The organism is Mucilaginibacter limnophilus, from assembly GCF_004005815.1.
Classification (GTDB): domain Bacteria; phylum Bacteroidota; class Bacteroidia; order Sphingobacteriales; family Sphingobacteriaceae; genus Mucilaginibacter; species Mucilaginibacter limnophilus.
Genome location: NZ_SACK01000002.1, coordinates 321,422 through 344,174 on the forward strand (window position 1 = coordinate 321,422; position 22,753 = coordinate 344,174).

At 42.3% G+C, this 22,753-nt stretch carries 22 protein-coding genes; 13 read left to right on the forward strand and 9 right to left on the reverse strand.

Features of this window, described 5'->3' with window-relative positions; genetic code table 11:
• Window positions 1–89 precede the first annotated feature (89 nt).
• From EOD41_RS05800 to EOD41_RS05825, 6 genes are all read left to right on the forward strand, one after another.
• On the forward strand, window positions 90–425 hold the full coding sequence (locus EOD41_RS05800) for a tRNA-binding protein (RefSeq protein WP_127703853.1): 336 nt from the start codon (window positions 90–92) through the stop codon (window positions 423–425).
• A 1-nt stretch (window position 426) separates the two neighbouring features.
• On the forward strand, window positions 427–795 hold the full coding sequence (locus EOD41_RS05805; protein WP_127703854.1) for an SdpI family protein: 369 nt from the start codon (window positions 427–429) through the stop codon (window positions 793–795).
• Window positions 795–1,262: a nucleoside deaminase gene (locus EOD41_RS05810; RefSeq protein ID WP_127703855.1), complete on the forward strand. Its 468-nt coding sequence runs from the start codon at window positions 795–797 to the stop codon at window positions 1,260–1,262. The genes EOD41_RS05805 and EOD41_RS05810 overlap by 1 nt, the downstream gene beginning before the upstream one ends.
• 231 nt (window positions 1,263–1,493) lie before the next feature.
• Complete coding sequence (locus tag EOD41_RS05815; RefSeq protein WP_127703856.1) at window positions 1,494–2,099, forward strand: superoxide dismutase; 606 nt, start codon at window positions 1,494–1,496, stop codon at window positions 2,097–2,099.
• A gap of 191 nt (window positions 2,100–2,290) precedes the next feature.
• The gene (locus tag EOD41_RS05820; protein WP_127703857.1) at window positions 2,291–3,295 is read left to right on the forward strand and encodes a quinone oxidoreductase family protein; all 1,005 of its coding nucleotides are present in this window, start codon (window positions 2,291–2,293) and stop codon (window positions 3,293–3,295) included.
• 1 nt (window position 3,296) lies between these two features.
• Window positions 3,297–4,304 carry a ferredoxin--NADP reductase gene (locus tag EOD41_RS05825; protein WP_127703858.1) on the forward strand — a complete coding sequence of 336 codons (1,008 nt, stop codon included), beginning with the start codon at window positions 3,297–3,299 and terminating at the stop codon, window positions 4,302–4,304.
• A 66-nt stretch (window positions 4,305–4,370) separates the two neighbouring features.
• Here the strand turns inward: EOD41_RS05825 and EOD41_RS05830 are convergent, their stop codons facing one another.
• Complete coding sequence (locus tag EOD41_RS05830; RefSeq protein ID WP_127703859.1) at window positions 4,371–5,306, reverse strand: hydrogen peroxide-inducible genes activator; 936 nt, start codon at window positions 5,304–5,306, stop codon at window positions 4,371–4,373.
• Between the two features lie 96 nt (window positions 5,307–5,402).
• Here EOD41_RS05830 and EOD41_RS05835 point away from each other — a divergent pair, with 96 nt between their 5' ends.
• Entirely contained in the window at window positions 5,403–6,899 is a 1,497-nt protein-coding gene (locus EOD41_RS05835) for a catalase (protein ID WP_127703860.1), read from the forward strand.
• A 72-nt stretch (window positions 6,900–6,971) separates the two neighbouring features.
• Here EOD41_RS05835 and glmS read toward each other — a convergent pair whose 3' ends face one another.
• The 3 genes from glmS to EOD41_RS05850 form a co-directional block, all read right to left on the reverse strand.
• Window positions 6,972–8,807, reverse strand: coding sequence for a glutamine--fructose-6-phosphate transaminase (isomerizing) (gene glmS, locus EOD41_RS05840; RefSeq protein WP_127703861.1), 1,836 nt, complete (start codon window positions 8,805–8,807; stop codon window positions 6,972–6,974).
• A gap of 111 nt (window positions 8,808–8,918) precedes the next feature.
• The gene (locus EOD41_RS05845) at window positions 8,919–10,271 is read right to left on the reverse strand and encodes a DUF4270 family protein (protein WP_127703862.1); all 1,353 of its coding nucleotides are present in this window, start codon (window positions 10,269–10,271) and stop codon (window positions 8,919–8,921) included.
• Between the two features lie 21 nt (window positions 10,272–10,292).
• Window positions 10,293–11,117, reverse strand: a complete 825-nt coding sequence (locus tag EOD41_RS05850; protein ID WP_127703863.1) for a glycogen/starch synthase — start codon at window positions 11,115–11,117, stop codon at window positions 10,293–10,295.
• 161 nt (window positions 11,118–11,278) lie between these two features.
• Between EOD41_RS05850 and panC the strand changes: the two genes are divergently transcribed.
• The 6 genes from panC to EOD41_RS05880 all read left to right on the forward strand — a co-directional run bounded on the left by panC (window position 11,279) and on the right by EOD41_RS05880 (window position 18,013).
• Window positions 11,279–12,118, forward strand: a complete 840-nt coding sequence (gene panC / locus EOD41_RS05855; protein ID WP_127703864.1) for a pantoate--beta-alanine ligase — start codon at window positions 11,279–11,281, stop codon at window positions 12,116–12,118.
• Between the two features lie 130 nt (window positions 12,119–12,248).
• Entirely contained in the window at window positions 12,249–12,599 is a 351-nt protein-coding gene (panD, locus tag EOD41_RS05860) for an aspartate 1-decarboxylase (protein ID WP_127703865.1), read from the forward strand.
• A gap of 76 nt (window positions 12,600–12,675) precedes the next feature.
• Window positions 12,676–13,713, forward strand: a complete 1,038-nt coding sequence (locus EOD41_RS05865) for an energy transducer TonB (protein ID WP_127703866.1) — start codon at window positions 12,676–12,678, stop codon at window positions 13,711–13,713.
• A 252-nt stretch (window positions 13,714–13,965) separates the two neighbouring features.
• Window positions 13,966–16,782, forward strand: coding sequence for a carbamoyl-phosphate synthase large subunit (carB, locus tag EOD41_RS05870; RefSeq protein WP_127703867.1), 2,817 nt, complete (start codon window positions 13,966–13,968; stop codon window positions 16,780–16,782).
• Between the two features lie 33 nt (window positions 16,783–16,815).
• The gene (locus EOD41_RS05875) at window positions 16,816–17,415 is read left to right on the forward strand and encodes a hypothetical protein (protein WP_127703868.1); all 600 of its coding nucleotides are present in this window, start codon (window positions 16,816–16,818) and stop codon (window positions 17,413–17,415) included.
• Window positions 17,416–17,485: 70 nt separating this feature from the next.
• Complete coding sequence (locus EOD41_RS05880) at window positions 17,486–18,013, forward strand: hypothetical protein (RefSeq protein WP_127703869.1); 528 nt, start codon at window positions 17,486–17,488, stop codon at window positions 18,011–18,013.
• Window positions 18,014–18,051: 38 nt separating this feature from the next.
• Here EOD41_RS05880 and EOD41_RS05885 read toward each other — a convergent pair whose 3' ends face one another.
• From EOD41_RS05885 to porX, 5 genes are all read right to left on the reverse strand, one after another.
• Window positions 18,052–18,507 carry a DUF4920 domain-containing protein gene (locus EOD41_RS05885; RefSeq protein ID WP_164849892.1) on the reverse strand — a complete coding sequence of 152 codons (456 nt, stop codon included), beginning with the start codon at window positions 18,505–18,507 and terminating at the stop codon, window positions 18,052–18,054.
• Between the two features lie 31 nt (window positions 18,508–18,538).
• Entirely contained in the window at window positions 18,539–19,015 is a 477-nt protein-coding gene (locus EOD41_RS05890) for a nuclear transport factor 2 family protein (protein ID WP_127703871.1), read from the reverse strand.
• A gap of 67 nt (window positions 19,016–19,082) precedes the next feature.
• Window positions 19,083–20,543, reverse strand: a complete 1,461-nt coding sequence (gene radA / locus EOD41_RS05895) for a DNA repair protein RadA (RefSeq protein WP_127703872.1) — start codon at window positions 20,541–20,543, stop codon at window positions 19,083–19,085.
• A 78-nt stretch (window positions 20,544–20,621) separates the two neighbouring features.
• Window positions 20,622–21,038, reverse strand: coding sequence for a tRNA (adenosine(37)-N6)-threonylcarbamoyltransferase complex ATPase subunit type 1 TsaE (gene tsaE, locus EOD41_RS05900; RefSeq protein ID WP_127703873.1), 417 nt, complete (start codon window positions 21,036–21,038; stop codon window positions 20,622–20,624).
• Window positions 21,039–21,175: 137 nt separating this feature from the next.
• Window positions 21,176–22,732, reverse strand: a complete 1,557-nt coding sequence (gene porX / locus EOD41_RS05905; protein ID WP_127703874.1) for a T9SS response regulator signal transducer PorX — start codon at window positions 22,730–22,732, stop codon at window positions 21,176–21,178.
• Between the last annotated feature and the right edge of the window lie 21 nt (window positions 22,733–22,753).

Here is a 22,753-nt window from a genome sequence, read left to right on the forward strand (position 1 = left end):
CCATGGCTTAGGATGTGCTTTGTTTAGATCTAACAAAAAAGTCCCCCCTTTTGGGGAAGATTTAGTGGGGGTACATTACCTTTGCCGCTATGGAAACCATCACCTGGAACGATTTTGAAAAGGTTGAACTGCGTGCAGGCACAATAATTGAGGCTGTTGACTATCCCGAGGCACGTAAGCCTGCTTATAAAGTTAAGGTCGACTTTGGCGAGTTCGGTATCAAATGGTCGAGCGCCCAAATAACCAAACACTATACTAAGGAAGAGCTTACTGGCAGGCAGATTATCGGCGTAATAAATTTTCCTAAAAAACAAATTGGTAAATTTATGTCGGAGTTTTTGGTAACAGGCTTTGCTGATGAAAACGGCGATATTGTACTGGCAGCGCTTGAGCGGCCGGTACCCAACGGTAGTAAACTGATATAACATGGATGCAGAACACTGGATAATCGGTCCGCAATTAATAGGTATTATCTTGTTACTGGCAGGCGGTGTACAGCGTTGTTATCCGCCCAAAAGCATCAATTCATTGTACGGTTACCGTACGCCTACATCTATGAAAAACCAGCAGCAGTGGACCGAAGCCAATTGCTATTCAGCTAAATTTATGGTTAAAGCCGGTATGGTTTTATTAATAGTCGGCATTGTGCTTAGCATATTGCTTGGACAGTTAGATATGCCCGACAAGCTAAGGCGATTGATAACAGTTGCAGGTCTTATTACATCCTCTATCGCTGCATGTGTATTGCTGATTGTTAAAACCGAAAAACATTTATCAAAAACCTTCGACAATTAATGCGCTATATCAGTTTCGAGAACGAACCTTCCGTATCTCCCGACGAGTTTTTTATGAACGAAGCCCTGCGCGAAGCACGGCAGGCATTAACCGAGGATGAGATACCTATTGGGGCTATCGTAGTTTGCAAAGGAACAATAATTGGCAGGGGGCATAACCTTACCGAAAGGCTTAATGATGTATCGGCACATGCCGAAATGCAGGCGCTTACAGCAGCGGCCAACTATATGGGAGGCAAATACCTTAAAGATTGTACCCTGTACGTTACGCTCGAACCCTGCGTAATGTGTGCCGGAGCATCCTACTGGTTTCAGGTAGGTAAAATTGTTTTTGGCGCTTATGACGCTCGTATGGGATTTGGCAGGTTAAACCAAAAGATCACTCATCCGAAAACAATAATTACCGGGGGAATACTGGAAAACGAATGCGCGGAGCTGGTGAGGAACTTTTTTAAGTCGAAACGGTAATCTGAACCAGAATGTCCGAACCTGAATTTATGGAAATAAAGAAGTTACAGAATAATGTAAGAAATGAAAATTCTGCTTATTCATTAATTCTTAAAATTCGAGTTCAGACATTTGCGCCAACCACCCTGCGCCACGCAAAAAACATGACATTTATTTAGAACAAAACATTTATTCATCCCTTATATTTGCTGGCAATCAACACAATCTTGTAAACTATTAAAAAACAATATCATGGCTTTTACACTACCTGCGTTACCATACGCACCTGAAGCATTAGAACCGCATATTGATAAAGCTACCATGGAAATTCACCATGGCAAACACCACCAGGCTTATGTTACCAATTTGAACAAAGCGCTTGAAGGTAAACCTGAAGCTGATGGAAACATCGAAGATATCATCAAAAACATTTCAAAATTTCCGCCGGCAGTACGTAACAATGGCGGTGGTCATTACAACCACAGCCTGTTTTGGACACTGCTTTCACCAAACGGTGGTGGTGAGCCTACAGGCGAACTGGCTGAAGCTATAAAAAGTACTTTTGGCTCGTTTGAAGATTTCAAAACCAAAGTATCTGAAGCAGGTGCTACCCGTTTTGGTTCAGGCTGGGCATGGCTGGTGGTTGCTGATGGCAAACTGGCTGTTACCTCAACCCCAAACCAGGACAACCCGTTAATGGACGTGGCCGAAGTTAAGGGCACACCAATTTTAGGTATCGACGTTTGGGAGCATGCCTACTACCTTAAATACCAGAACCGCCGCCCTGATTACCTGGCAGCAATATGGAATGTAATTAACTGGGAAAAAGTAGCAGAGCTATACGCGCAAGCGAAATAATCCCTGATCTCTGAAAGGGGAAAATAAGAAGCGGCAGGTGGTAACATTCTGCCGCTTTTTGTTGTTAAAGAAATAGTATAAAACCGGATGTCATATCGACGAGATACGAGGAAGATATCTTTTGCGACTTGCATAGTTCCGGAAGATTTCTTAGCCTTCGGCGTTCGAAATGACATAGTATCGTTATAAACATGGAAGCAATTGTTTTAGAAGGCCTTGGCCAGCCATTGACACAGAAAGAAGTTGAAAAGCCGTCACCTAAAGCTGGTGAAGTTCTGGTGCGGCTTAAAGCGGCATCATTAAACCGCCGCGACTGGTGGATAACGCAAGGCAAGTATTCCGGTATAAGCTATCCTACAATATTGGGTTCAGACGGTGCGGGTATTGTAGTTGAAGCGGGTGAAGGTACTGATGCTGATTGGATAGGTAAAGAAGTGATCATTTACCCCGCTTATGGCTGGGGCGATAGTGATAAATCTCAGTCAAAGGATTTCTCCATAATTGGGTTGCCGCCTTATCAGGGAACTTTTGCCGAATACATAAGCGTGCCGGTTGAGCATTTGCAATTTAAGCCTGCCGAATTAAGCTGGGAGCAGGCGGCAACACTGCCCGTAGCAGGCTTAACCGCTTATCGTGCTACATTTACCAAAGGGCAGGCAAAAGCAGGGGATACTGTACTGATAACCGGTGTTGGTGGTGGCGCGGGAACCTTTGCATTGCAATATGCGCTGGCCGCAGGCTGCAAGGTATTTGTTACCTCAGGTTCTGGTGAGAAAATACAGCGCGCTATAAAAATGGGTGCTGCTGCCGGAGTAAGCTATAAAGCGCAGGACTGGGCTGAGCAACTGCTTGAACTTTCCGGAGGCGGCTTTGATGTGATTGTTGATAGTGCCCTCGGCGAAGGATTTACTAAGCTGGTTGATATTTGTAAACCCGGCGGACGGATCGCCTTTTTTGGTGGTACGGCAGGTAACATCCCTGAGCTAAACGGTCGTAAGATATTTTGGCGGCATATTACGTTACTCGGCACTACTTTAGGTACGTTTGATGAGTTTGGCGAAATGTTAGCTTATGTGAATGAACATAAAATTGAACCGGTAATAGACGAGGTTTTTCCGTTGGCCGATGCTGAAAAAGCAATCCGTACGATGGATAACTCTACGCAGTTTGGAAAGTTGGTGTTAAGTATTGGCTGATATGCTGCAATTACGTGTTGAACATATAAAGCATGAAACCGCCGATACAGCCACATTCTACTTGCGTGAGATATCGGGCAAAAAACTTGAATACCAGGCCGGGCAATTTATAACGTTGGTGTTCACCCATCACGAGGAAGAGATAAGGCGCTCATATTCATTCAGTTCTTCGCCGGATGAAGCAATGCCTGCTATCACCATAAAGCGGATTCCCAATGGTGAAATTTCCCGCTTTATGTTTAGTAAGGTTAAAGTGGGTGATATTTTAAACGCCGCTGAACCTGCCGGACGCTTTGTTGTAACCAATCCGGAAGAAAAAAAAGACATATTATTTTTCGCCGCCGGCAGCGGCATTACGCCTGTTTTTTCTCAATTGAAATACTTGCTTAAATGTCCGGGAAAAAGCAATCTCATACTTATTTACAGCAGTCTTAGTCCTGCGTCTATCATCTTTAAAAAAGAGCTTGATGAGTTAGCTGCAAGTCATCCTGAAAGACTAAAAATAATATGCCTGCTTAGCAGTGACGCCAACCGCCTGAATAATTATATGGCCGAACAGCTGGTAAAAAAGCATACGTCCAACGGTTTGTTTAACGCCGATTTTTACCTGTGCGGACCATTTGATTACATGCGTATGCTGAAATTAACACTGCTATACATGCACATTTCACCATCGCGCATACGTAAAGAAAATTTTGTAATAAATACGATTGCTGTAATGCCTGTTGTGCTTAACTACGCTCCGCAGAAAGTAGGTATTACTTTTAAAGGCGAACACCATGATATTATGGCCGGTGAAAACCAATCGATACTACAGGCGGCATTGCAAAACAACATACCGCTGCCGTACAGCTGCAGGGCTGGCGTGTGCTCGGCTTGCGCAGTAAGATGCACAAGCGGTAAGGTTGAAATGGCGCGTAATGATGTGCTTACCGATGAAGATATAGCGGATGGCTGGATTTTAACCTGCACCGGGCACCCGGTTAATGCGGTAGAGATTAGTGTTTAAGACTAGTAATTTAGAGATCAGTAATTTGATCATACTAATCCCAACCTCTATTCTCTACCACTAACATCAAATATCCATTATCTCCTTTTTCTTTTTTGTTTTCAGGCGTTTAGGAATAAAGTCGAGTATCTCATTTTTTAGTGCTTCAATCATACGTCGCTTTAAAAAGTTACGCTGTATAACTATGCTTACTTCACGGGCTGGTTCAGGAGTTTTGAAGTAGCGTATGCGGTCGAGCTGCTTGTCATTCATATCAGCAAGGGCAAGCTCAGGTAAAATGGTGGCACCGTTATTTTGGTCGACCATGCGTTTAAGCGTTTCAACACTGCCGGTATTGTATTCGAAATGCTGAAATCCGCGGGTGCTTTTGCGTCGCTGGCAAATATTCAATACCTGCTCCCGCATACAATGGCCTTCGTTTAATACCCAAATTTCCTCTATGTCAATATCCTCCGGACTTATATTTTTCTTCTTGAACAGCTTGCTCTCTTTAGATACATAAGCAACAAAATTTTCATAAAAAACAGGTATCTCTGTAAGATTGCCTTCATGCAGTGGTGTAGATAGTATCCCACAGTCTATCATACCAAGTTTCAATTGCTGAATAATCTGCTCGGTAGTTTGCTCCCAAACAACAAGCTTAACCTGTGGGTATTTTTCTATAAAGCCTGATAATATTTTAGGCAATACATAAGGAGCGATAGTTGGAATAATACCCACTCTTAATTCCCCTGAAAGCTCTTTTTGCCTGTCGGAAATAATTTCTTTAATTTTCTCACTTTCAGCTAATAAAACTCTGGCTTGAGCTATCACTTCAATGCCTATTTCAGTAGGTATAACGGGCTGTTTGCTACGGTCGAAAAGCTTCACCCCTAAATTGTCTTCAAGCTTTTGTACCTGCATGCTTAATGTTGGTTGCGTAACAAAGCATTTATCAGCCGCTGTTACAAAACTACGGTAAGTATCAACTGCAACAATATATTCAAGTTGTGTTATCGTCATAAACTATGTTATAGATTGTAATGATGCGAATATAAAAATTATTGATTTTTTCTATCAAAAATTTTATTCACATTTGGTTTATCAAATTAACAAATTATGGAAACGAAGAAAAAGCTAACTACAGCGTCGGGGATACCTTATGCTGAGAACGAAAATTCCATGACCGTTGGGCCACATGGTCCAATCTTGTTGCAGGATTTTATCCTGCACGAAAAAATGGCTCATTTCAACCGTGAACGTATACCCGAGCGTGTAGTACACGCTAAAGGATCAGGTGCTTATGGCACATTTACTGTAACGCATGATATAACTAAATACACCCGTGCAAAGCTATTTAGCGAGATTGGCAAGCAAACACGTTTGTTTCTGCGTTTTTCAACTGTTGGCGGTGAAAAAGGCAGCGCCGATACCGAACGTGACCCACGTGGTTTTGCGGTTAAGTTTTATACAGAAGATGGTAACTGGGACCTGGTAGGTAACAACACGCCTGTGTTCTTTGTAAAAGATCCTAAAAAGTTCGGCGACTTTATTCATACGCAAAAACGTGACCCGCGCACCAACTGCAAAAGCGCTACTATGATGTGGGATTTTTGGTCGTTGAATCCTGAAAGTTTGCATCAGGTAACTATCCTGATGTCAGACAGGGGAACGCCGCATGGCTATCGCCATATGGACGGTTTCGGCAGCCATACTTTCTCGTTCATTAACAATAATAACGAGCGCTTTTGGGTAAAGTTCCATTTTAAAACCGAGCAGGGCATTAAAAACTTTACTGATGAAGAGGCTGGTGAAATGCGCGGCAAAGATCCTGATTTTGCTCAGCGTGATTTGGTACAGCATATTGACGCAGGAGATTTCCCGAAATGGAAACTAAAAGTACAGATTATGCCAGAGGCTGATGCTAGGACATACCATATCAATCCGTTCGACCTTACCAAGGTTTGGCCACATGGAGATTATCCGCTGATTGATGTGGGCGTGCTGGAACTAAACGAAAATCCAGACAACTACTTCGCACATGTTGAACAAGCAGCGTTTGCACCGGCTCATGTGGTTGATGGCATCGGCTATTCGCCTGATAAAATGCTGCAGGGGCGTATCTTATCTTATCCTGACGCACATCGTTACCGCCTCGGAGGGAACTACGAACAAATACCGGTTAACCGCTGTCCTTTCATGGTAAACAATTACCAGCGTGATGGATTGATGACTGTTAACGGCAATCACGGCTCGTCACCAAATTACTTCCCGAATAGCTTTGACGATATAGAAGTTGACCAAAACTACAAAGAACCGGCATGGGGACTTGACAGCCATGTAGCCGACTGGTACGATCGAAATTCCGAAGGTGAAAATGACCATTATACTCAACCCGGCAATTTATACCGTTTAATGAGTCCGGAAGCAAAGGCTGACCTGGTAAAAAATGTCGTGAATTCAATGAGCGGCATTGAAGGCCCTAAAAAAGACCTGATTACCAACAGGCAGCTTTGCCACTGGTTCAGGGCAGACATTAACTTGGGCATGGCTATTGCACAAGGCCTGCAACTTGACCTTCAAGACACTATGAAACACATGCCGCAAATGGTTTAACTATTATTAAGACCCCTATAAAGAAAGCCCTCGTACTGTTAAGTATGGGGCTTTTTAGTTTATAGGCTACGATTATTCTACAGTTACTGATTTTGCCAGGTTGCGTGGCTGATCGACATTGCAGCCGCGCATAACCGCAATATGATATGCCAGTAACTGTAACGGTATAGTTGACACCAGTGGTACAAAAGCTTCGTTAACCTCAGGTATCTCGATAATATAATCGGCCATATCTTTAACGGTTGTATCGCCCTGGGTAACAATAGCTGCAACTTGCCCGCCGCGTGCTTTTACTTCCTGTATATTGCTAATTACTTTCTCATACGACGAATGTTTTGTGGCAATAAATATTACCGGCATATCTTCATCTATCAGCGCGATAGGGCCATGTTTCATCTCGGCGGCAGGATAACCTTCAGCATGTATATATGATATTTCTTTAAGCTTTAAAGCGCCCTCAAGCGCTACCGGGAAGGAGCTTCCGCGACCTAAAAACAAGCAGTTATTGCTGTTTTTAAATTTTTCGGCTATTTCTTTTACCCTGTCATTTGATTTAAGCGCCTGTTCAACTAATGTTGGTATCTCGTCTAACTGGGTAAGATATTCTATCAGCGTGCTTTGTTTAATTGCTCCCCGTTTCTGGCCTATATAAAAAGCGATAAGTGTAAGTACTGTAACCTGTGCGGTAAACGCTTTTGTTGAAGCTACACCTATTTCAGGGCCGGCATGGGTATAAACACCTGCATGAGTGATACGTGGTATGGAAGCGCCAACAACATTGCATATACCAAATATGGTAGCGCCTTTTTCTTTAGCCAGTTCTATGGCTGCCATCGTATCCGCTGTTTCACCCGATTGAGAGATAGCTATTACCAAATCTTTTTCGGTAATAATAGGATTGCGGTATCTAAATTCTGAAGCATATTCCACTTCAACAGGTACACGAGCATATTCTTCTATCAGATATTCGCCAACAAGGCCTGCATGCCACGAAGTACCACAGGCTACAATGATAATACGATCAACATTTTTAAGCTTCTCAACGTACTCCTTTATGCCACCCAGTTGCACTTTCCCCTGCTGGGGGTAAATGCGGCCACGCAGGCAGTCGCGGATTGAGCGTGGTTGCTCATATATCTCCTTCAGCATAAAGTGGTCGTAACCGCCTTTTTCAAGTGCTTCAAGCTTCAGGTCGAGTTCCTGTATATACGGAGTTTGTACGGTATTGTCGATGTTTTTTACCAGCAGCTCGTTTCTGTGGATATAAGCTATCTCATTATCATTCAAATACACCACATTCTTGGTGTACTCAACTATCGGGGTAGCATCTGACGCAACAAAATATTCGCCTTCGCCAACACCAATAACCAGCGGGCTGCCCTTCCGGGCGGCAATAATCATGTCGGGCTCATCAGCGCTCATAATAACTATTGCATAAGCCCCTACCACTTTATTTAAAGCTACACGTACCGCCTCCTGAAGATCAAGCCCGGTTTGTGTTTTAATGTCTTCAATAAGATGTATCAGTACTTCTGTATCAGTATCGCTTTTAAAAACATGTCCTTTAGCTAATAATGTTTCTTTAATATTGGCGTAGTTTTCAATAATGCCATTGTGTATAATGGTAAGCTTGCGGTCGCCTGATGAATGAGGGTGGGAGTTTCTATCACTTGGGGCGCCATGTGTAGCCCAACGGGTATGGCCCATGCCTACGGTGCTGGTTAGCGGAAGGTCTTTTACAAAATCTTCAAGAGCACTTACCTTACCGGCCTTTTTATAAACTTTAAGATCTTTGTCAAGTAAGGCTATTCCCGCACTGTCATATCCACGGTATTCAAGCCTGTGCAAGCCTTTAATAACTATAGGATAAGCATCCCGGTAACCAATGTAACCAACAATTCCGCACATATTTTTAAATATAGATGCACAAATGTAACAGCAAAAAGCAATTCCTGAATGCTAACCCTATTAATAAATTGTCATAAAAAATCCCCTCTTTTCGTGAGGGGATCGTTATGATTACTTAATATCGGTATAAATAATGTTTAGCTTGACCCTGAATGGCGAGTTTTTACCAGCCAGAATAGTTCGTTCTATGGGATAGGCAATCGGCGAGTAATCCAAACTGGTGGTCAACGCTTCATTTGCAGCACCTATATACGTGCCATAATCTTTTGTTTTACCTGTTACCAGGTTCTGTATATATGTTGTTACCAGAAAACGGTATTCGTTTTTAATAGGGGCGTTATAAAATCCGCCAAAAAGTCCGGAAAATCCTGTCCGGGCATCAACTGCATCTTCAATATAGGTACGCTGCTTAGCCAGATCATACTTATATAACATCAGGCGTGGTAATGGCGAAAATTGGTTCGCCGAAACTGGCGTAATAACCAGTTCAGCCCGGTTAATTATAACGTTTTTAAGTTTGTTTAAGTCAGGAAAGTTAACCTTAACACGCAGGCCACCCATACCCTGAATATATGCACGTGTATTAGGCGTATTTTGATCAGCTATAAGCGCTTTTATTTCTTCAGTGTATGAATGAGTTATTTGAGCAATACGTTTAGTTATGGGTATATTAACTATGGTGGTATCAATATCACCATCATCATTTACCCTTATGTACACATGTAAAGTATCAGGAGTAACTCCTAATACACCGCCGGCACCTGTAGTTGAATTTTTGTCAAGAGTAATAAAAAAACCTTTAGCATAGTTTTGAAATACGTCGTTGGACGCTGTTCTTAACTCTGATGTGAAAAGCAGGTTTTTTATAAAATCAGTATTAAGAGGTACTCTTACCTGAGGCAATACACGTGTAATTGTATCCGGTTTACCGGTAACAATAGCTGTCACTTTCAAAGTATCATGTGACCGTGCTATAAACGTTTTTGAACCTATAACTGTATTGGTGTTGTAATTCCAGGTTTTGCTGTTGTAGTATACGTAGTTACCACCTATAGGTTTTTCAAGCAACTGATGTATGTTTACTTTAAATACTGAGTTTGATGAATCTCCATAAAAACCATTTGTGCCGTATTTCAAACTCATAATGGCCGAATCGACAGTTATCGTACCGTCAGGTATCTCATACTTTGCTAAACCCGGCAGGTTTATATCTGTAGCTATGCTGGATTCTGTCACACCTAGTTCCGGATCATTAAATAAACCTAAAGGAGTGCGTGTAAGGTTTGATACAATAACCGAATCCTCCCTTAAAGTGTTTAAAACCACGTTGCTGTCGGCCATTAATGTGCCGCTCTGCTGGTTTCGCTCATCAACATCAAGACCAATCCCGTCAGGATTTTTGCAACTATTTAAAATAAAAAGACTTATTAACAGGGTCAATAAGTCTAATCTGAAAAATTTCATATATAAAATAACTTATTCAACTTATACTACGTGCACCAATTCTTCATTGGCAATTTCGTCGTAAAAATTGTAATAATTTTCGGTATCCGAAGTGGAATTAAAGTCTAAAACAGGTTTCTGGCTGTTTTTAACACTATTTAACACTTCCTCATTAATATTTTCAGCTGCCAATACAATCCCGTCTGAGTAATGAATGGCACCCGCGTACAGGGCTGCATTGGTGCCCGGCTTATATACTTCAGTATGTGCCTCGGTCATATCATTCATAACGGCTTTTTGCGCAAAGTCTTCATTCAACACACCGTTAAAGTCATTCTCATATATTGAATATACAAGCTTTGAATTTTTAAACGTTGGGTCGTTTTTGTAGGTAGTTTTTAAATATGCCGGTACCAGTGCGCTCATCCATCCATGGCAGTGTATCATATCAGGCGCCCAGCCCAGCTTCTTCACCGTTTCCAAAGCGCCCTTGCAGAAAAAGATCATACGCTCATCATTGTCGGCATAAAAATTACCGTCTTTATCGGTAAACACATGTTTACGCTGAAAGTATTCTTCATTGTCCAGGAAATATACCTGCATGCGTGCCGACGGGATTGAAGCTACTTTAATGATTAAGGGGTTGTCGTTATCATTAATAATGATGTTCATACCCGACAAACGGATTACCTCATGAAGGCGGTTCCTGCGCTCATTGATATTACCGAAACGGGGCATAAGGATACGGATCTCGTAGCCTTTATCCTGCATGGCCTGCGGAAGCTGGCGTACTATTTCGGAAATTTTTGTGAGTTCAAGGAAGGGAGACATCTCATGAGAAATAAACAATAGCTTAGATTTACCCATCTCTATAATCTGTATTTAATAAGTTTCGACGTCAAAAAAATATTTTTGAGTTTGCAAATATAAGCAATATAATATGAAGTATCAACCAGTTGTGCAAGTAATGTTTGGATTTATTTGCATAATTCCCCATTTTCGCCGGATTTTTTAAGCACTTTTACTAATTGAAGATTTTTACCACCAAAATACAGGTAAGGCAATATGCACAGCAACTGCATGCCGATGGTAAGCGTATTGGCTTTGTACCTACCATGGGAGCACTACACCTGGGGCACCTGTCGCTTATTGAGCAGGCACGTAGCCAATGTGACATAGTAATAAGCAGCATTTTTGTTAATCCCACTCAGTTTACCGATCCAAAGGATTTAGACCGCTATCCGCGCCCTATTGAAGCAGATATTGATAAGCTTGAAAAAGCGGGATGCGATGCCTTATTTAATCCGAAAGTAAGCGAAATGTATGCCGGCAATGAAAAATGGCATTTAGATATTGGTGAACTGGAGTACTTACTTGAAGGCGCTTCGCGACCGGGGCATTACCAGGGTGTAATGCAGGTGGTTAACAAGCTGTTTGATATTGTACAGCCCGATGTTGCCTTCTTTGGCCAAAAAGATTACCAGCAGTTTTTGGTTATAAGCAAAATGGTTGAATTGCTGAATATACCGGTAAACCTTGTAATGTGCCCCATAGAACGTGAAACTGACGGGCTAGCCATGAGTTCTCGGAATGTGCATTTGTCACCTGACGATTACCGTCATGCGCTTGTGCTTTCGCGTACGTTGCAGCATGTAAAAAATAACTTCAATCGTAACAACATGCCCTTTTTGAAAGCTGAAGCATTTAAGGCTTTGAGCGAAGAGCCCGGTGTTAAAGCCGATTACTTTGAGTTTGCTGATGGTGATACTTTATTGCCGGCCAATCAAAACAGCCCAACCATTGTTGCTTTGGTAGCTGCTAAGGTTGGTAATACCCGACTGATTGATAATATGATAGTTAGTAGGTAGGACACACCAGCCCATAGAATACTATTCAATGTACCCAGACTGTTTATATAGACTATCAAAACACTGTAATCATTTTAGCTGTGAACTATCAGCCATATACTATCATCTAAATAATATATAACTTTGCGCCATGGTAATTGAGATGTTAAAATCCAAAATTCATAGGGCCCGCGTTACACAGGCCGAGCTGAACTATGTGGGCAGCATAACTATTGATGAGGATTTGATGGATGCGGCAAACATTATTGCTCACGAGAAGGTGCAGATAGTAAATAACAACAACGGCGCACGTTTTGAAACCTATGTTATAAGGGGCGAGCGCGGTACAGGTACCATTTGCCTTAACGGCGCAACAGCCAGGCTTGCGCAGGTGGGCGATATCGTGATTATAATGAGTTATGCTTACATGGATGCACAAGAAGCTAAAACCTGGGAGCCAATACTTGTTTTTCCTGACAATGATAACCGGCTGATAAAGTAACATCAAATAGCTTTCTTAATCATGCTTGATTTCAGAGTTTGTTGATATTGTAAAAAAAATACGATATCTTTAAGCTATGAAAAACCTTATAGCAATATCTTTTTGCCTGATTATCAGTACGGCATTTGCTCAAAAGCGTGATGTGTATTTCTACAGAAATGATGGCACACAAACAGAACTTCGTGAAAATGCAGATTATATACGCGTGGTAAGTGAGCCAGATAAAGGGTCGGTTTTGTATAATGTACTGGAACTATATACTAACGGAAAGAAAAAACTTATCGGCAAATCATCGTCTTTAGAAAGCTTCACACCTGAAGGAACAGTCATGACTTTCTACCCTAACGGTGCAAAACATACAATTGAAAATTACAAAAGCGGGAATCTTGCCGGTGAAATGTATGTGTACTTTACTAACGGTAAGTTAGATAAAGTAAAGTTATATCCATTGGTTCAAAAAAACTATGCGGCAGATGGTATAGCGGCTTATGATTTAATAACCAGTAATGATTCTACAGGGAAAAGTCTGGTTGCCGACAAAAATGGCTATTATAAAGGTGATGATGACAGCATTACATATATTAAGGAAATTGCCAAAATCAAGATCGAAGGCAGCATAAAAAACGGTAAGCGCGACGGCTTATGGAAGGGCACTATAGGTGATAATAAAATGAGTTTTACCGAAACATACAAAAATGGTGAACTTAAATCAGGCTGTTTAACAGATGCTGACGGTAATACTTACAAGTATTCAAAAAGGCTTATCAGCCCGATGTATCCGGGTGGCGAAAAATTTTTAAGCGATTTTCTTGCTGAAAACATTAAATATCCAGCTTTTGCCCGCGATCGGCGAATACATGGCGAAGTTTTAGTAGGCTTTACGGTTACAAAATTTGGCGAACTTCAAAACATGGATATTACAAGATCGGTACATGAATCAATTGACGATGAAGCATTAAGGGTTATGAGACTTTCGAAAAACTGGATTCCCGGGAAGTACTTTGGCTTAGCTGTAGATATTCAGTTTAACCTTCCTATTGATTTTAATATTTCATTTACGTCAACATCTGTTGCCCAAGGCGACAAAAAACGTAACTGGCCCGACAGGCAATAAAGCATTAAAATTACAAAAAGAAGCATGAGTTGCAATTGCAACTCATGCTTCTTTTTGTTCGGGCAAGTAATTACACGAACACGATTAAAAACGCAATTAGTAAAATTTCATTTTTTAATCTCAATTTATCTTTATAAATTCTATCTTTGCACCCCGACGCTGATGTCGGGTTTTGAGCCTCGCTTTCAGCGCATAGGAAAAACTTTTTAAGTTTTATTTTTTACCACTAAAGTGTTTTGAATTAAACGCCCTATGCCCAAAAATACTTCCATAAAATCAGTACTAATTATCGGTTCGGGTCCTATCATTATAGGCCAGGCTTGCGAGTTTGATTATTCAGGTTCGCAGGCAGCGCTTTCGCTTAAAGATGAAGGCATTTCGGTAACCATTATCAACAGTAACCCCGCCACTATTATGACGGATAAGGTTATTGCTGATAACGTTTACCTGTTACCACTTACCACCGAAAGCATTGAACAAATACTACAGGAACAACAAATTGACGCTGTGCTACCTACAATGGGCGGCCAAACCGCGTTAAACCTGTGTATCAATGCCGACGAACAAGGCATTTGGAAAAAATACGGCGTTAAAATTATTGGTGTTGATATTGCCGCGATAGAAAAAACCGAGAACCGCGAGGCCTTCCGCCAGTTAATGGTTGATATCGGCGTTGGTGTGGCAACTTCAAAAATTGCCAACTCGTTTTTGGAAGGTAAAGAAGCCGCGCAGCAAATAGGCTTTCCGCTGGTAATCCGTCCAAGCTATACACTGGGTGGTAAAGGCGCGGGTTTCGTACATAAAAAAGAAGAGTTTGACGCAGCTTTAAGCCGTGGACTGCAGGCTTCACCTACCCACGAGGTACTGGTTGAGCAGGCTGTTTTAGGCTGGAAAGAATACGAATTGGAGTTGCTTCGCGATAACCGCGACAATGTGATTATTATTTGCTCTATCGAGAACTTCGACCCGATGGGCATTCACACCGGCGACTCGATAACCGTGGCCCCTGCCATGACGCTTAGCGACCGCTGCTACCAGGAAATGCGTAACCAGGCCATCAAAATGATGCGCGCCATTGGCAACTTCGCAGGTGGCTGTAACGTACAGTTCTCGGTTAACCCGGCTAACGAAGAGATCATCGCTATCGAGATTAATCCAAGGGTATCGCGCTCATCAGCGCTGGCATCAAAAGCAACAGGTTATCCTATCGCCAAAATTGCCGCGAAACTGGCCATAGGGTATAATCTTGATGAGATTGAGAACCAGATCACCAAAACCACATCGGCATATTTTGAGCCTACACTGGATTATGTGATCGTAAAGATCCCTCGCTGGAACTTTGATAAATTTAAAGGCGCCAACAAAGAGCTGGGCCTTCAAATGAAATCGGTAGGCGAGGTAATGGGTATCGGCCGTACGTTTATCGAAGCCCTGCAGAAAGCCTGCCAGAGCCTTGAGATCGGTCGTGCAGGTTTAGGTGCCGACGGTCGCCAAAGCCGTAACCTTGATGAAATTATGTACAGCCTTGAACACCCAAGTTGGGACAGGCTGTTCCATTTATATGATGCTTTAAGCCTTGGCGTGCCAATTGAATCGGTACGTAAAGTTACCAAAATCGACCGCTGGTTCCTGAACCAGATACAGGATGTGGTGAATCTGGAGAACGAGCTTCGCCGTTATTCACTTAACAATATTCCTGAAGATTTCTTTTACACGCTGAAGCAAAAAGGCTTCTCAGACGTACAGATAGCCTTTATACTGGGTAATGTAACCGAAGAGGACGTTTATAAGCGTCGGAAAGAGTTGGGCATACGCCGTGTGTACAAAATGGTAGATACCTGCGCTGCCGAGTTCCCTGCAAAAACTCCATACTACTACTCAACTTACGAGGGTGAGAACGAGTCGGTAGTTTCAGATAAGAAAAAAATCCTGGTACTGGGTTCAGGCCCTAACCGTATAGGTCAGGGTATCGAATTCGATTACAGCTGCGTGCATGGTTTGCTTGCCGCTAAGGAATCGGGTTTTGAAGCCATTATGGTGAACTGTAACCCTGAAACCGTGTCAACCGACTTCAACATGGCCGATAAGTTGTACTTTGAGCCGGTATTCTGGGAGCACGTACGCGAGATTATCGAGCTTGAGCAGCCTTATGGCGTTATCGTTCAGTTAGGTGGTCAAACCGCGCTTAAAATGGCTGAAAAACTGCATGAGCACGGCATCCGCATCATCGGCACATCATTCCCTGATATGGATATTGCTGAAGACCGCGGCCGTTTCTCTGATCTGCTGAAAGACCTTGACATTCCATACCCTAAATATGGCGTTGCTGAAAGCGCTGAAGAAGCACTTGAAGTTGCACACCATGTAGGTTATCCGGTACTGGTTCGCCCAAGCTATGTATTAGGCGGACAAGGCATGAGCATTGTTATCAATGATGAGGATCTTGAAAAAGCCGTGGTAAGCCTCCTAAAAAACCTGCCTGGCAACCGTGTGCTGATTGACCACTTCCTTGACCGTGCGTCAGAAGCGGAATCAGACTCGATAAGCGATGGTGAAGACGTGCACATTGTTGGTTTGATGGAACATATTGAGCCTGCCGGTATTCACTCGGGTGACTCATACGCGGTATTGCCTCCGTTCGACCTGTCGGACAACGTGATACAGCAAATGGAAACTTACACTAAGAAGATAGCCACAGCGTTAAATGTGCGTGGTTTGCTTAACATACAGTTTGCCATTAAAGACGAAAAGGTATATGTAATTGAAGCCAACCCCCGCGCTTCACGTACGGTTCCTTTCATCGCCAAAGCATATGATGTGCCTTACATCAACATTGCGGCTAAAGTGATGCTGGGTGTAAATAAACTAAAAGACTTCAATATTGTACGGAAACCAAAAGGTTTTGCTATAAAAGAGCCTGTGTTTTCATATGATAAATTCCCTGAGGTGGCTAAAGAGCTTGGCCCTGAGATGAAATCAACAGGCGAAGCCATCCGCTTTATACCAAACTTACAGGACCCGTATTTCAGGCACCTGTATAAAGAAAAGTCAATGTACTTAAGCAAGTAAACATTGATATATGTTGGATTTGTGCATTAGTTAATGAATAACAAGAAATTTTTGCTTAACACTATTGATCCTGAGAATATCGGATCGATAGTGCATAAAGTAAGCAAGGCTTTTTCGCTGCGCTTCGAGATTTATGAGCTAAAGGGTGTAAAGAACTTTAGTCAATTATGTGATATCATTCAGGACAAGGTTAAACAGCAGCATACCGCCGAAAGCTGCACCGCACAGCAGGCCTTTTACAAACTGCGCAGCGCTATTACCTGTACCACCGGCACGCAACGCGAAGCCATTACCACAAAAACATGTTTAAAAGACCTGCTACCACGCGAAGAGGCTCTAAACATTGTGGCTACTGTTGAAGCCGAACTTGGCCTTCGCCGCAAAAAGGAAAAACAAAAGGTATTATCAAACTTAATAAGCCTGGTAAAAGGCAAAGCGATAGGTAAATCTTCGTCAAACCTGCCTGTTAAAACTTTGGGGCAACTGGCAGAGAAGATTTCACGTGAGCATCATCACGAGTGTAAACGTACCTCGGCAAACATTACACGTGATGAGATTGCTGAAAAACTGCGAGAGCTGTTTCAGCAACCTTATAACAATAATGCCACGTTTACCGAACCTACATTCGGTTAAAATTATTTTTGTTAGATGTAGCATAAACCATCCTTTCTAAGTATAGTCATATAGGAAATTACTTAAAAGAATGAAAAAACTTATCCTAATCTTAACATTTATAGCTGGGGCGTTCATCAGCGCGAACGCGCAAAACGACAAAATTTATAAACACTCGGGAGAGGTTGTTGAAGGCAGCGTGATACGGGTAGCTGAATATACTGTTATATTCAAATATGCCAATGAGGACGCTGAGCAAACTGTAAGCAAGTACGCTGTTGAAAAGATTGTGTACAGTAAAAGTGAGCGCACCGAAAAAATAACAGATAAAATAGTAGTAAACGGTAAAGACGACTGGGAAAAGGTAGTTGTACTTGAAGACAAAAGCCAAATTGCCGGATTGGTAAAAAGCAGCGATGTACGTGGTAAAACAAGCGCGATCAACTTCAATACACCTGACGCTGGCGACAGAAAGGCTGAGAAAAAATTGAAAGAAGATGCCGCTAAAAAAGGCTGTCCGTTTGTATTGATAACTGACCAAACCAAGATTGAGTACACAGAAAACAACCTGGGCGGCGACCAAAACATCAAAAAAGGGATTGCTTACAAATACATGTAACAAGACATCAGAAAAAGGCTGCCTTAGGGCGGCCTTTTTTATTGATAAACCATCAGCCCTTTAACCTCAAAGCTTATTCTCCGCCTAAGCTTGGCATCGGCTTTATAACTTACCGTATCGCCGGCGAAGTGCTGATTGTCATCAGCCAAAAAACTACGTACGGCAACACCATTTACAATTACAGTGCGTCCTTTTATTTCGGCAGGTAGCACAACGTTAAAATCTTTAAAATGAGCCGCTACAGGTTGGTTTTTCCCGGCGTCTATTTCAAACCAGCCGCCCTTCTCGGCATTTACTTTTAAAACCTTGCCTTTGATTGCCGTGGTTATGCGCTTCTTTTTATCCATGTATCCTCTAAGCCGCGACGCATCCATAGCGCCTGCGGTATCGGGTTTGGTGCCGAAAATCATTCCGTGTGGCAAAGGTTGCTGTGCAAACGCCTCGGCTGTAAAAAACATACTGATCAATACAATTAAAAAGCGCAAGCGGGTCATGATACTATAACAACAGGTTTTTCGCTTGGTTTTAATCATGATCATAGCTGATAACACGGGCTATCTGCCATTTGTCGTCGTCGTGTTTCCAAACATTAATAAATTTGGCGGAGCCGGCAGCTTGTTTTTTGCCGTTTACAATTTTATAAAATCGATGGGTGCCTATTTCAAGCGCCCCGTAAAAATCAAGCGGGTACACTTTAGCGCTCACAAGTACACGGCGCATACCGCCGCTTTCGCATAACGATTTCATAGTCTTCATTAAATCATGGCGTGATTCGGTACGGCCTGTGCGGTCGTGAAAAAACTCAACGTCCCGGGTAAAGTAATCGTCAAATTTTTTTAGGTCGCAATTGTTGTAGGCGTCAAAAACCTGCTTATCCATAGCCATAATGGTGCTGTATAATGTTTTTGATGAGGGACTTGATGCTTTTTTAGCAGGCTGCGCAATGCCCGAAGGTATGCAAACGGAAGCAGCAAGCAAGGCGCTTAGTAAAAATTGTTTCATGTCAGGCAAATAGTTGTTACCTAAAACAACGTAAATTTTTCGCCTAACGTATATTTGCTAACATTTGTTAACCGAATAACAACCCAAACACCTCTTCTATGTTACCCACAACCTTTACATCAATGCTGTAGCGCGACAGGTCTATCCGCTTTTTATCATCAGCCTTAGGCAGATTGTATTTAGAGATAAATATTTGCTCAAAACCCAGTTTTTGTGCTTCGGCAATGCGTTGTTCAACACGGTTAACGGCACGTATCTCACCAGAAAGACCTATCTCACCTGCAAAACATGTTTTGGATGAAATGGGAATATCTTCATGCGAAGAAATAATTGCTGCGGCTAAACCAAGGTCTATAGCCGGATCTTCTACACGTATTCCACCTGTAATGTTCAGGAACACGTCCTTAGTTCCAAGGCGGAAACCACAGCGTTTTTCAAGCACTGCAAGCAGCATATTCATACGGCGTGTGTCAAACCCTGTAGCAGTGCGCTGAGGTGTGCCGTAAGCCGATGTGCTCACTAATGCCTGCGTTTCAATCAACATTGGGCGCATACCCTCAAGCGTAGCCGATATGGTGATGCCACTTAACGGTTCATCGCGTTGAGATAGTAAAATTTCCGATGGGTTTGATACTTCACGCAAACCTTCACCCAGCATTTCATATATGCCCAACTCGGATGCCGAACCGAAACGATTTTTCACCGCGCGCAGAATCCGGTATACATGGTGCCTGTCCCCTTCAAACTGCAGTACAGTGTCAACCATGTGCTCCAATATTTTTGGGCCGGCTATGGTACCGTCCTTAGTGATATGCCCTATTAAAAATACAGGAGTTGATGTTTCTTTAGCAAAGCGAAGCAGCTCGGCAGTACACTCACGCACTTGCGACACGCTGCCCGGTGTTGATTCAATATGTGATGAATGCAGTGTTTGTATAGAGTCGATGACCACTAAATCAGGCTCAAGCTGTTCTATCTGCTTAAATATGTTTTGGGTTGATGTTTCTGTAAGAATGAAAGCCTGGCTGATTTCGGATGTCGAATTTTCAATTTCGAATTTATTTTTTTGATTCTTGCCTCTTAATTCTTGACTCTCGGTTGCCTGCAACCGTTCTGCTCTCATCTTTATCTGGTGCTCGCTTTCCTCGCCCGATACATACAGTACTTTCAAATTTGGCATATTCAAGGCCAGCTGCAGCATCAGGGTTGATTTGCCTATGCCCGGCTCACCGCCTATTAACACCAGCGAACCGGCCACTATTCCGCCGCCAAGTACACGGTTAAATTCTTTATCAGGAGTAAGCAGGCGGTGTTCTTCTTTAAAGGTAATGTCAGCAACTTTTACAGGTTTGTTTGAGCGCTGCAAGCTGGTTGAAGGAGCCTTCCAGTCGGGTACCGAAGTATTTGCTTTTTCAATGATTTCTTCAGCAAAGGTATTCCATTGCCCGCAAGATGGGCACTTGCCCAGCCATTTAGGCGACTCGTAACCACAACTTTGACAGAAGTATGCTATTTTGGTTTTGGCCAATTTGTTCGCAGATTTTACGCTACGATATTACGGACTTTTAGTCGGATATAAAGAATATTGCGAATATTTTTAGCAATTTCAGCTAATGTTCTCAACGGTTATCTCACGGCTATCTGCACCTGTTACCTGTATGCTTATGCGTGTAAAGTTTTCAGGCAACAGGTTTGGTATTTTTTCCGGCCACTCGATGAAGCAGTAGTTATCCGAATAAAAATATTCCTCATAACCCATATCCAAAGCTTCGGATTCGGTTTTTAAGCGGTAAAAATCAAAATGATATATTTTGCCGCCTGTTATAATGTATTCATTGACAATAGAAAATGTCGGGCTGGTAACCGCCTCTTGAACACCAAGCGTGGCGCATAGCTCTTTTATCAACGTGGTTTTACCGGCTCCCATATCCCCGTAAAAAACAAATATTTTGTTACTGCCTGCATGGGTAAGTATTTGGCGGGCGGTATCCGGAAGTTGAGAAAGAGAGTTGACTAAAAACACTGTTATATATTAAAGCGTCATTGCGAGGAACGAAGCAATCTCTTAACTTTTCATGCCGATTTGCATATGTAGAGATTGCTTCGTTCCTCGCAATTACATGCGGGTTATAAATTCAAAATTAAGAAAATATACTAAATTTATTTTGGCCCGTAGGTTACTATAGGGATTATCATTTCCTCTAATGAGATGCCGCCGTGCTGGAAGGTTTCGTTATAAAAATTCACAAAATGGTTGTAATTATTAGGGTATACAAAATACTCGTCGTTTTTGGCGAATACAAAGCTTGAGCTCACATGCAGCTTGGGCAGCATGGCATCGTGCGGGTTGCGTATGTGAAATACTTCTTTAGGGTTGAAATTAAGGTTACGTCCTTGCTTGTAACGCAGGTTAGTGTTGGTATTACGGTCGCCAATGATCTTGCTGGGGTTTTTAACCTTTATGGTGCCGTGATCAGTAGTAATAATAACACGTACCTGTTTTTGTGAAAGGAATTTTAAAAGATCCAATAGCGGTGAGTGCTCAAACCATGAAAGGGTTAACGAGCGGTATGCCGCATCATCACTGGCCAGTTCGCGTATCATCTGCATATCGGTACGCGCGTGCGAGAGCATATCAACAAAGTTGTACACCACCACGTTTAGGTCGTTATTCATCAGATTATTAATCGACTCGTTCAACGCCCTTCCCTCGTCAATATTTAATATTTTATTGTACGAGAATTTGCATTCTTTGCGCAGGCTGCGCTTAATATTATCTGCCAGGAAATCTTCTTCAAAAAGGTTTTTACCTCCTTCGTCCTCATCATTCTGCCATTTATCCGGGAATCGTTTTTCCATGTCAAGCGGCATCAGTCCCGAAAATATAGCATTACGCGCATACTGGGTAGCCGTTGGCAAAATGCTGTAATAAATATCTTCTTCTTCTAAACGGAAATATTCAGAGATAATTGGGTTAATAATGCGAAACTGATCATAACGCAAGTTATCAATCAGTATAAAAAACAGCGGTTTATTGTTATCCTCAAGTTTAGGGAACACTTTCTTTTTAAATAACTGAGGGGAAATGATAGGCGCATCATCCGGGTTTTTAACCCAGTTGAGATAATTTTTCTCTATGAACTTACAAAACTGTGTATTGGCTTCAGATTTTTGCAGGGTAAGTATCTCGTGCATGCCGGCGTCTTCCAGTTTTTCAAGCTCAAGCTCCCAGTAAATAAGCTTTTTATAAACGTCAATCCATTCTTTATAATCAAGGTTGTCGTTCAATGTCATACCTAAATTACGAAAATCCTGCTGGTACGCCATAGTGGTTTTTTCGGTAACCAGGCGTTTGTTCTCGGTAAGTTTTTTTATAGTAAGCAGGATCTGTTTGGGGTGTACCGGCTTAATCAGGTAGTCGTCAATCTTTGAGCCGATGGCGTCTTCCATTAAATACTCTTCCTCACTTTTGGTGATCAAAACGATTGGCACATCGTTATTCAAATTCTTGATTTGCGAAAGCGTTTCAAGGCCGGTTAATCCCGGCATATTTTCATCCAGGAAAACAAGATCGAAATAGCCATTCTTAAACTTTTCAACCGCATCGTTACCGCTGGTTACGGTAGTAACTTTGTAGCCTTTTTCGTTCAAAAAAAGCACGTGCGGTTTCAAAAGATCTATCTCATCATCGGCCCATAAAATTGTCGTTTCCTGCATAATTGTAATATTTTTAGTTGC

What these genes read in the sequence shown, in the direction of transcription:
- EOD41_RS05800 (WP_127703853.1), top strand. Translation starts at nt 90, where the DNA reads ATGGAAACCATCACCTGGAACGATTTTGAAAAGGTTGAACTGCGTGCA.
- EOD41_RS05805 (WP_127703854.1), top strand. Translation starts at nt 427, where the DNA reads ATGGATGCAGAACACTGGATAATCGGTCCGCAATTAATAGGTATTATC.
- EOD41_RS05810 (WP_127703855.1), top strand. Translation starts at nt 795, where the DNA reads ATGCGCTATATCAGTTTCGAGAACGAACCTTCCGTATCTCCCGACGAG.
- EOD41_RS05815 (WP_127703856.1), top strand. Translation starts at nt 1,494, where the DNA reads ATGGCTTTTACACTACCTGCGTTACCATACGCACCTGAAGCATTAGAA.
- EOD41_RS05820 (WP_127703857.1), top strand. Translation starts at nt 2,291, where the DNA reads ATGGAAGCAATTGTTTTAGAAGGCCTTGGCCAGCCATTGACACAGAAA.
- EOD41_RS05825 (WP_127703858.1), top strand. Translation starts at nt 3,297, where the DNA reads ATGCTGCAATTACGTGTTGAACATATAAAGCATGAAACCGCCGATACA.
- EOD41_RS05830 (WP_127703859.1), bottom strand. Translation starts at nt 5,306, where the DNA reads ATGACGATAACACAACTTGAATATATTGTTGCAGTTGATACTTACCGT.
- EOD41_RS05835 (WP_127703860.1), top strand. Translation starts at nt 5,403, where the DNA reads ATGGAAACGAAGAAAAAGCTAACTACAGCGTCGGGGATACCTTATGCT.
- glmS (WP_127703861.1), bottom strand. Translation starts at nt 8,807, where the DNA reads ATGTGCGGAATTGTTGGTTACATTGGTTACCGGGATGCTTATCCTATA.
- EOD41_RS05845 (WP_127703862.1), bottom strand. Translation starts at nt 10,271, where the DNA reads ATGAAATTTTTCAGATTAGACTTATTGACCCTGTTAATAAGTCTTTTT.
- EOD41_RS05850 (WP_127703863.1), bottom strand. Translation starts at nt 11,117, where the DNA reads ATGGGTAAATCTAAGCTATTGTTTATTTCTCATGAGATGTCTCCCTTC.
- panD (WP_127703865.1), top strand. Translation starts at nt 12,249, where the DNA reads ATGGTAATTGAGATGTTAAAATCCAAAATTCATAGGGCCCGCGTTACA.
- EOD41_RS05865 (WP_127703866.1), top strand. Translation starts at nt 12,676, where the DNA reads ATGAAAAACCTTATAGCAATATCTTTTTGCCTGATTATCAGTACGGCA.
- carB (WP_127703867.1), top strand. Translation starts at nt 13,966, where the DNA reads ATGCCCAAAAATACTTCCATAAAATCAGTACTAATTATCGGTTCGGGT.
- EOD41_RS05875 (WP_127703868.1), top strand. Translation starts at nt 16,816, where the DNA reads ATGAATAACAAGAAATTTTTGCTTAACACTATTGATCCTGAGAATATC.
- EOD41_RS05880 (WP_127703869.1), top strand. Translation starts at nt 17,486, where the DNA reads ATGAAAAAACTTATCCTAATCTTAACATTTATAGCTGGGGCGTTCATC.
- EOD41_RS05885 (WP_164849892.1), bottom strand. Translation starts at nt 18,507, where the DNA reads ATGACCCGCTTGCGCTTTTTAATTGTATTGATCAGTATGTTTTTTACA.
- EOD41_RS05890 (WP_127703871.1), bottom strand. Translation starts at nt 19,015, where the DNA reads ATGAAACAATTTTTACTAAGCGCCTTGCTTGCTGCTTCCGTTTGCATA.
- porX (WP_127703874.1), bottom strand. Translation starts at nt 22,732, where the DNA reads ATGCAGGAAACGACAATTTTATGGGCCGATGATGAGATAGATCTTTTG.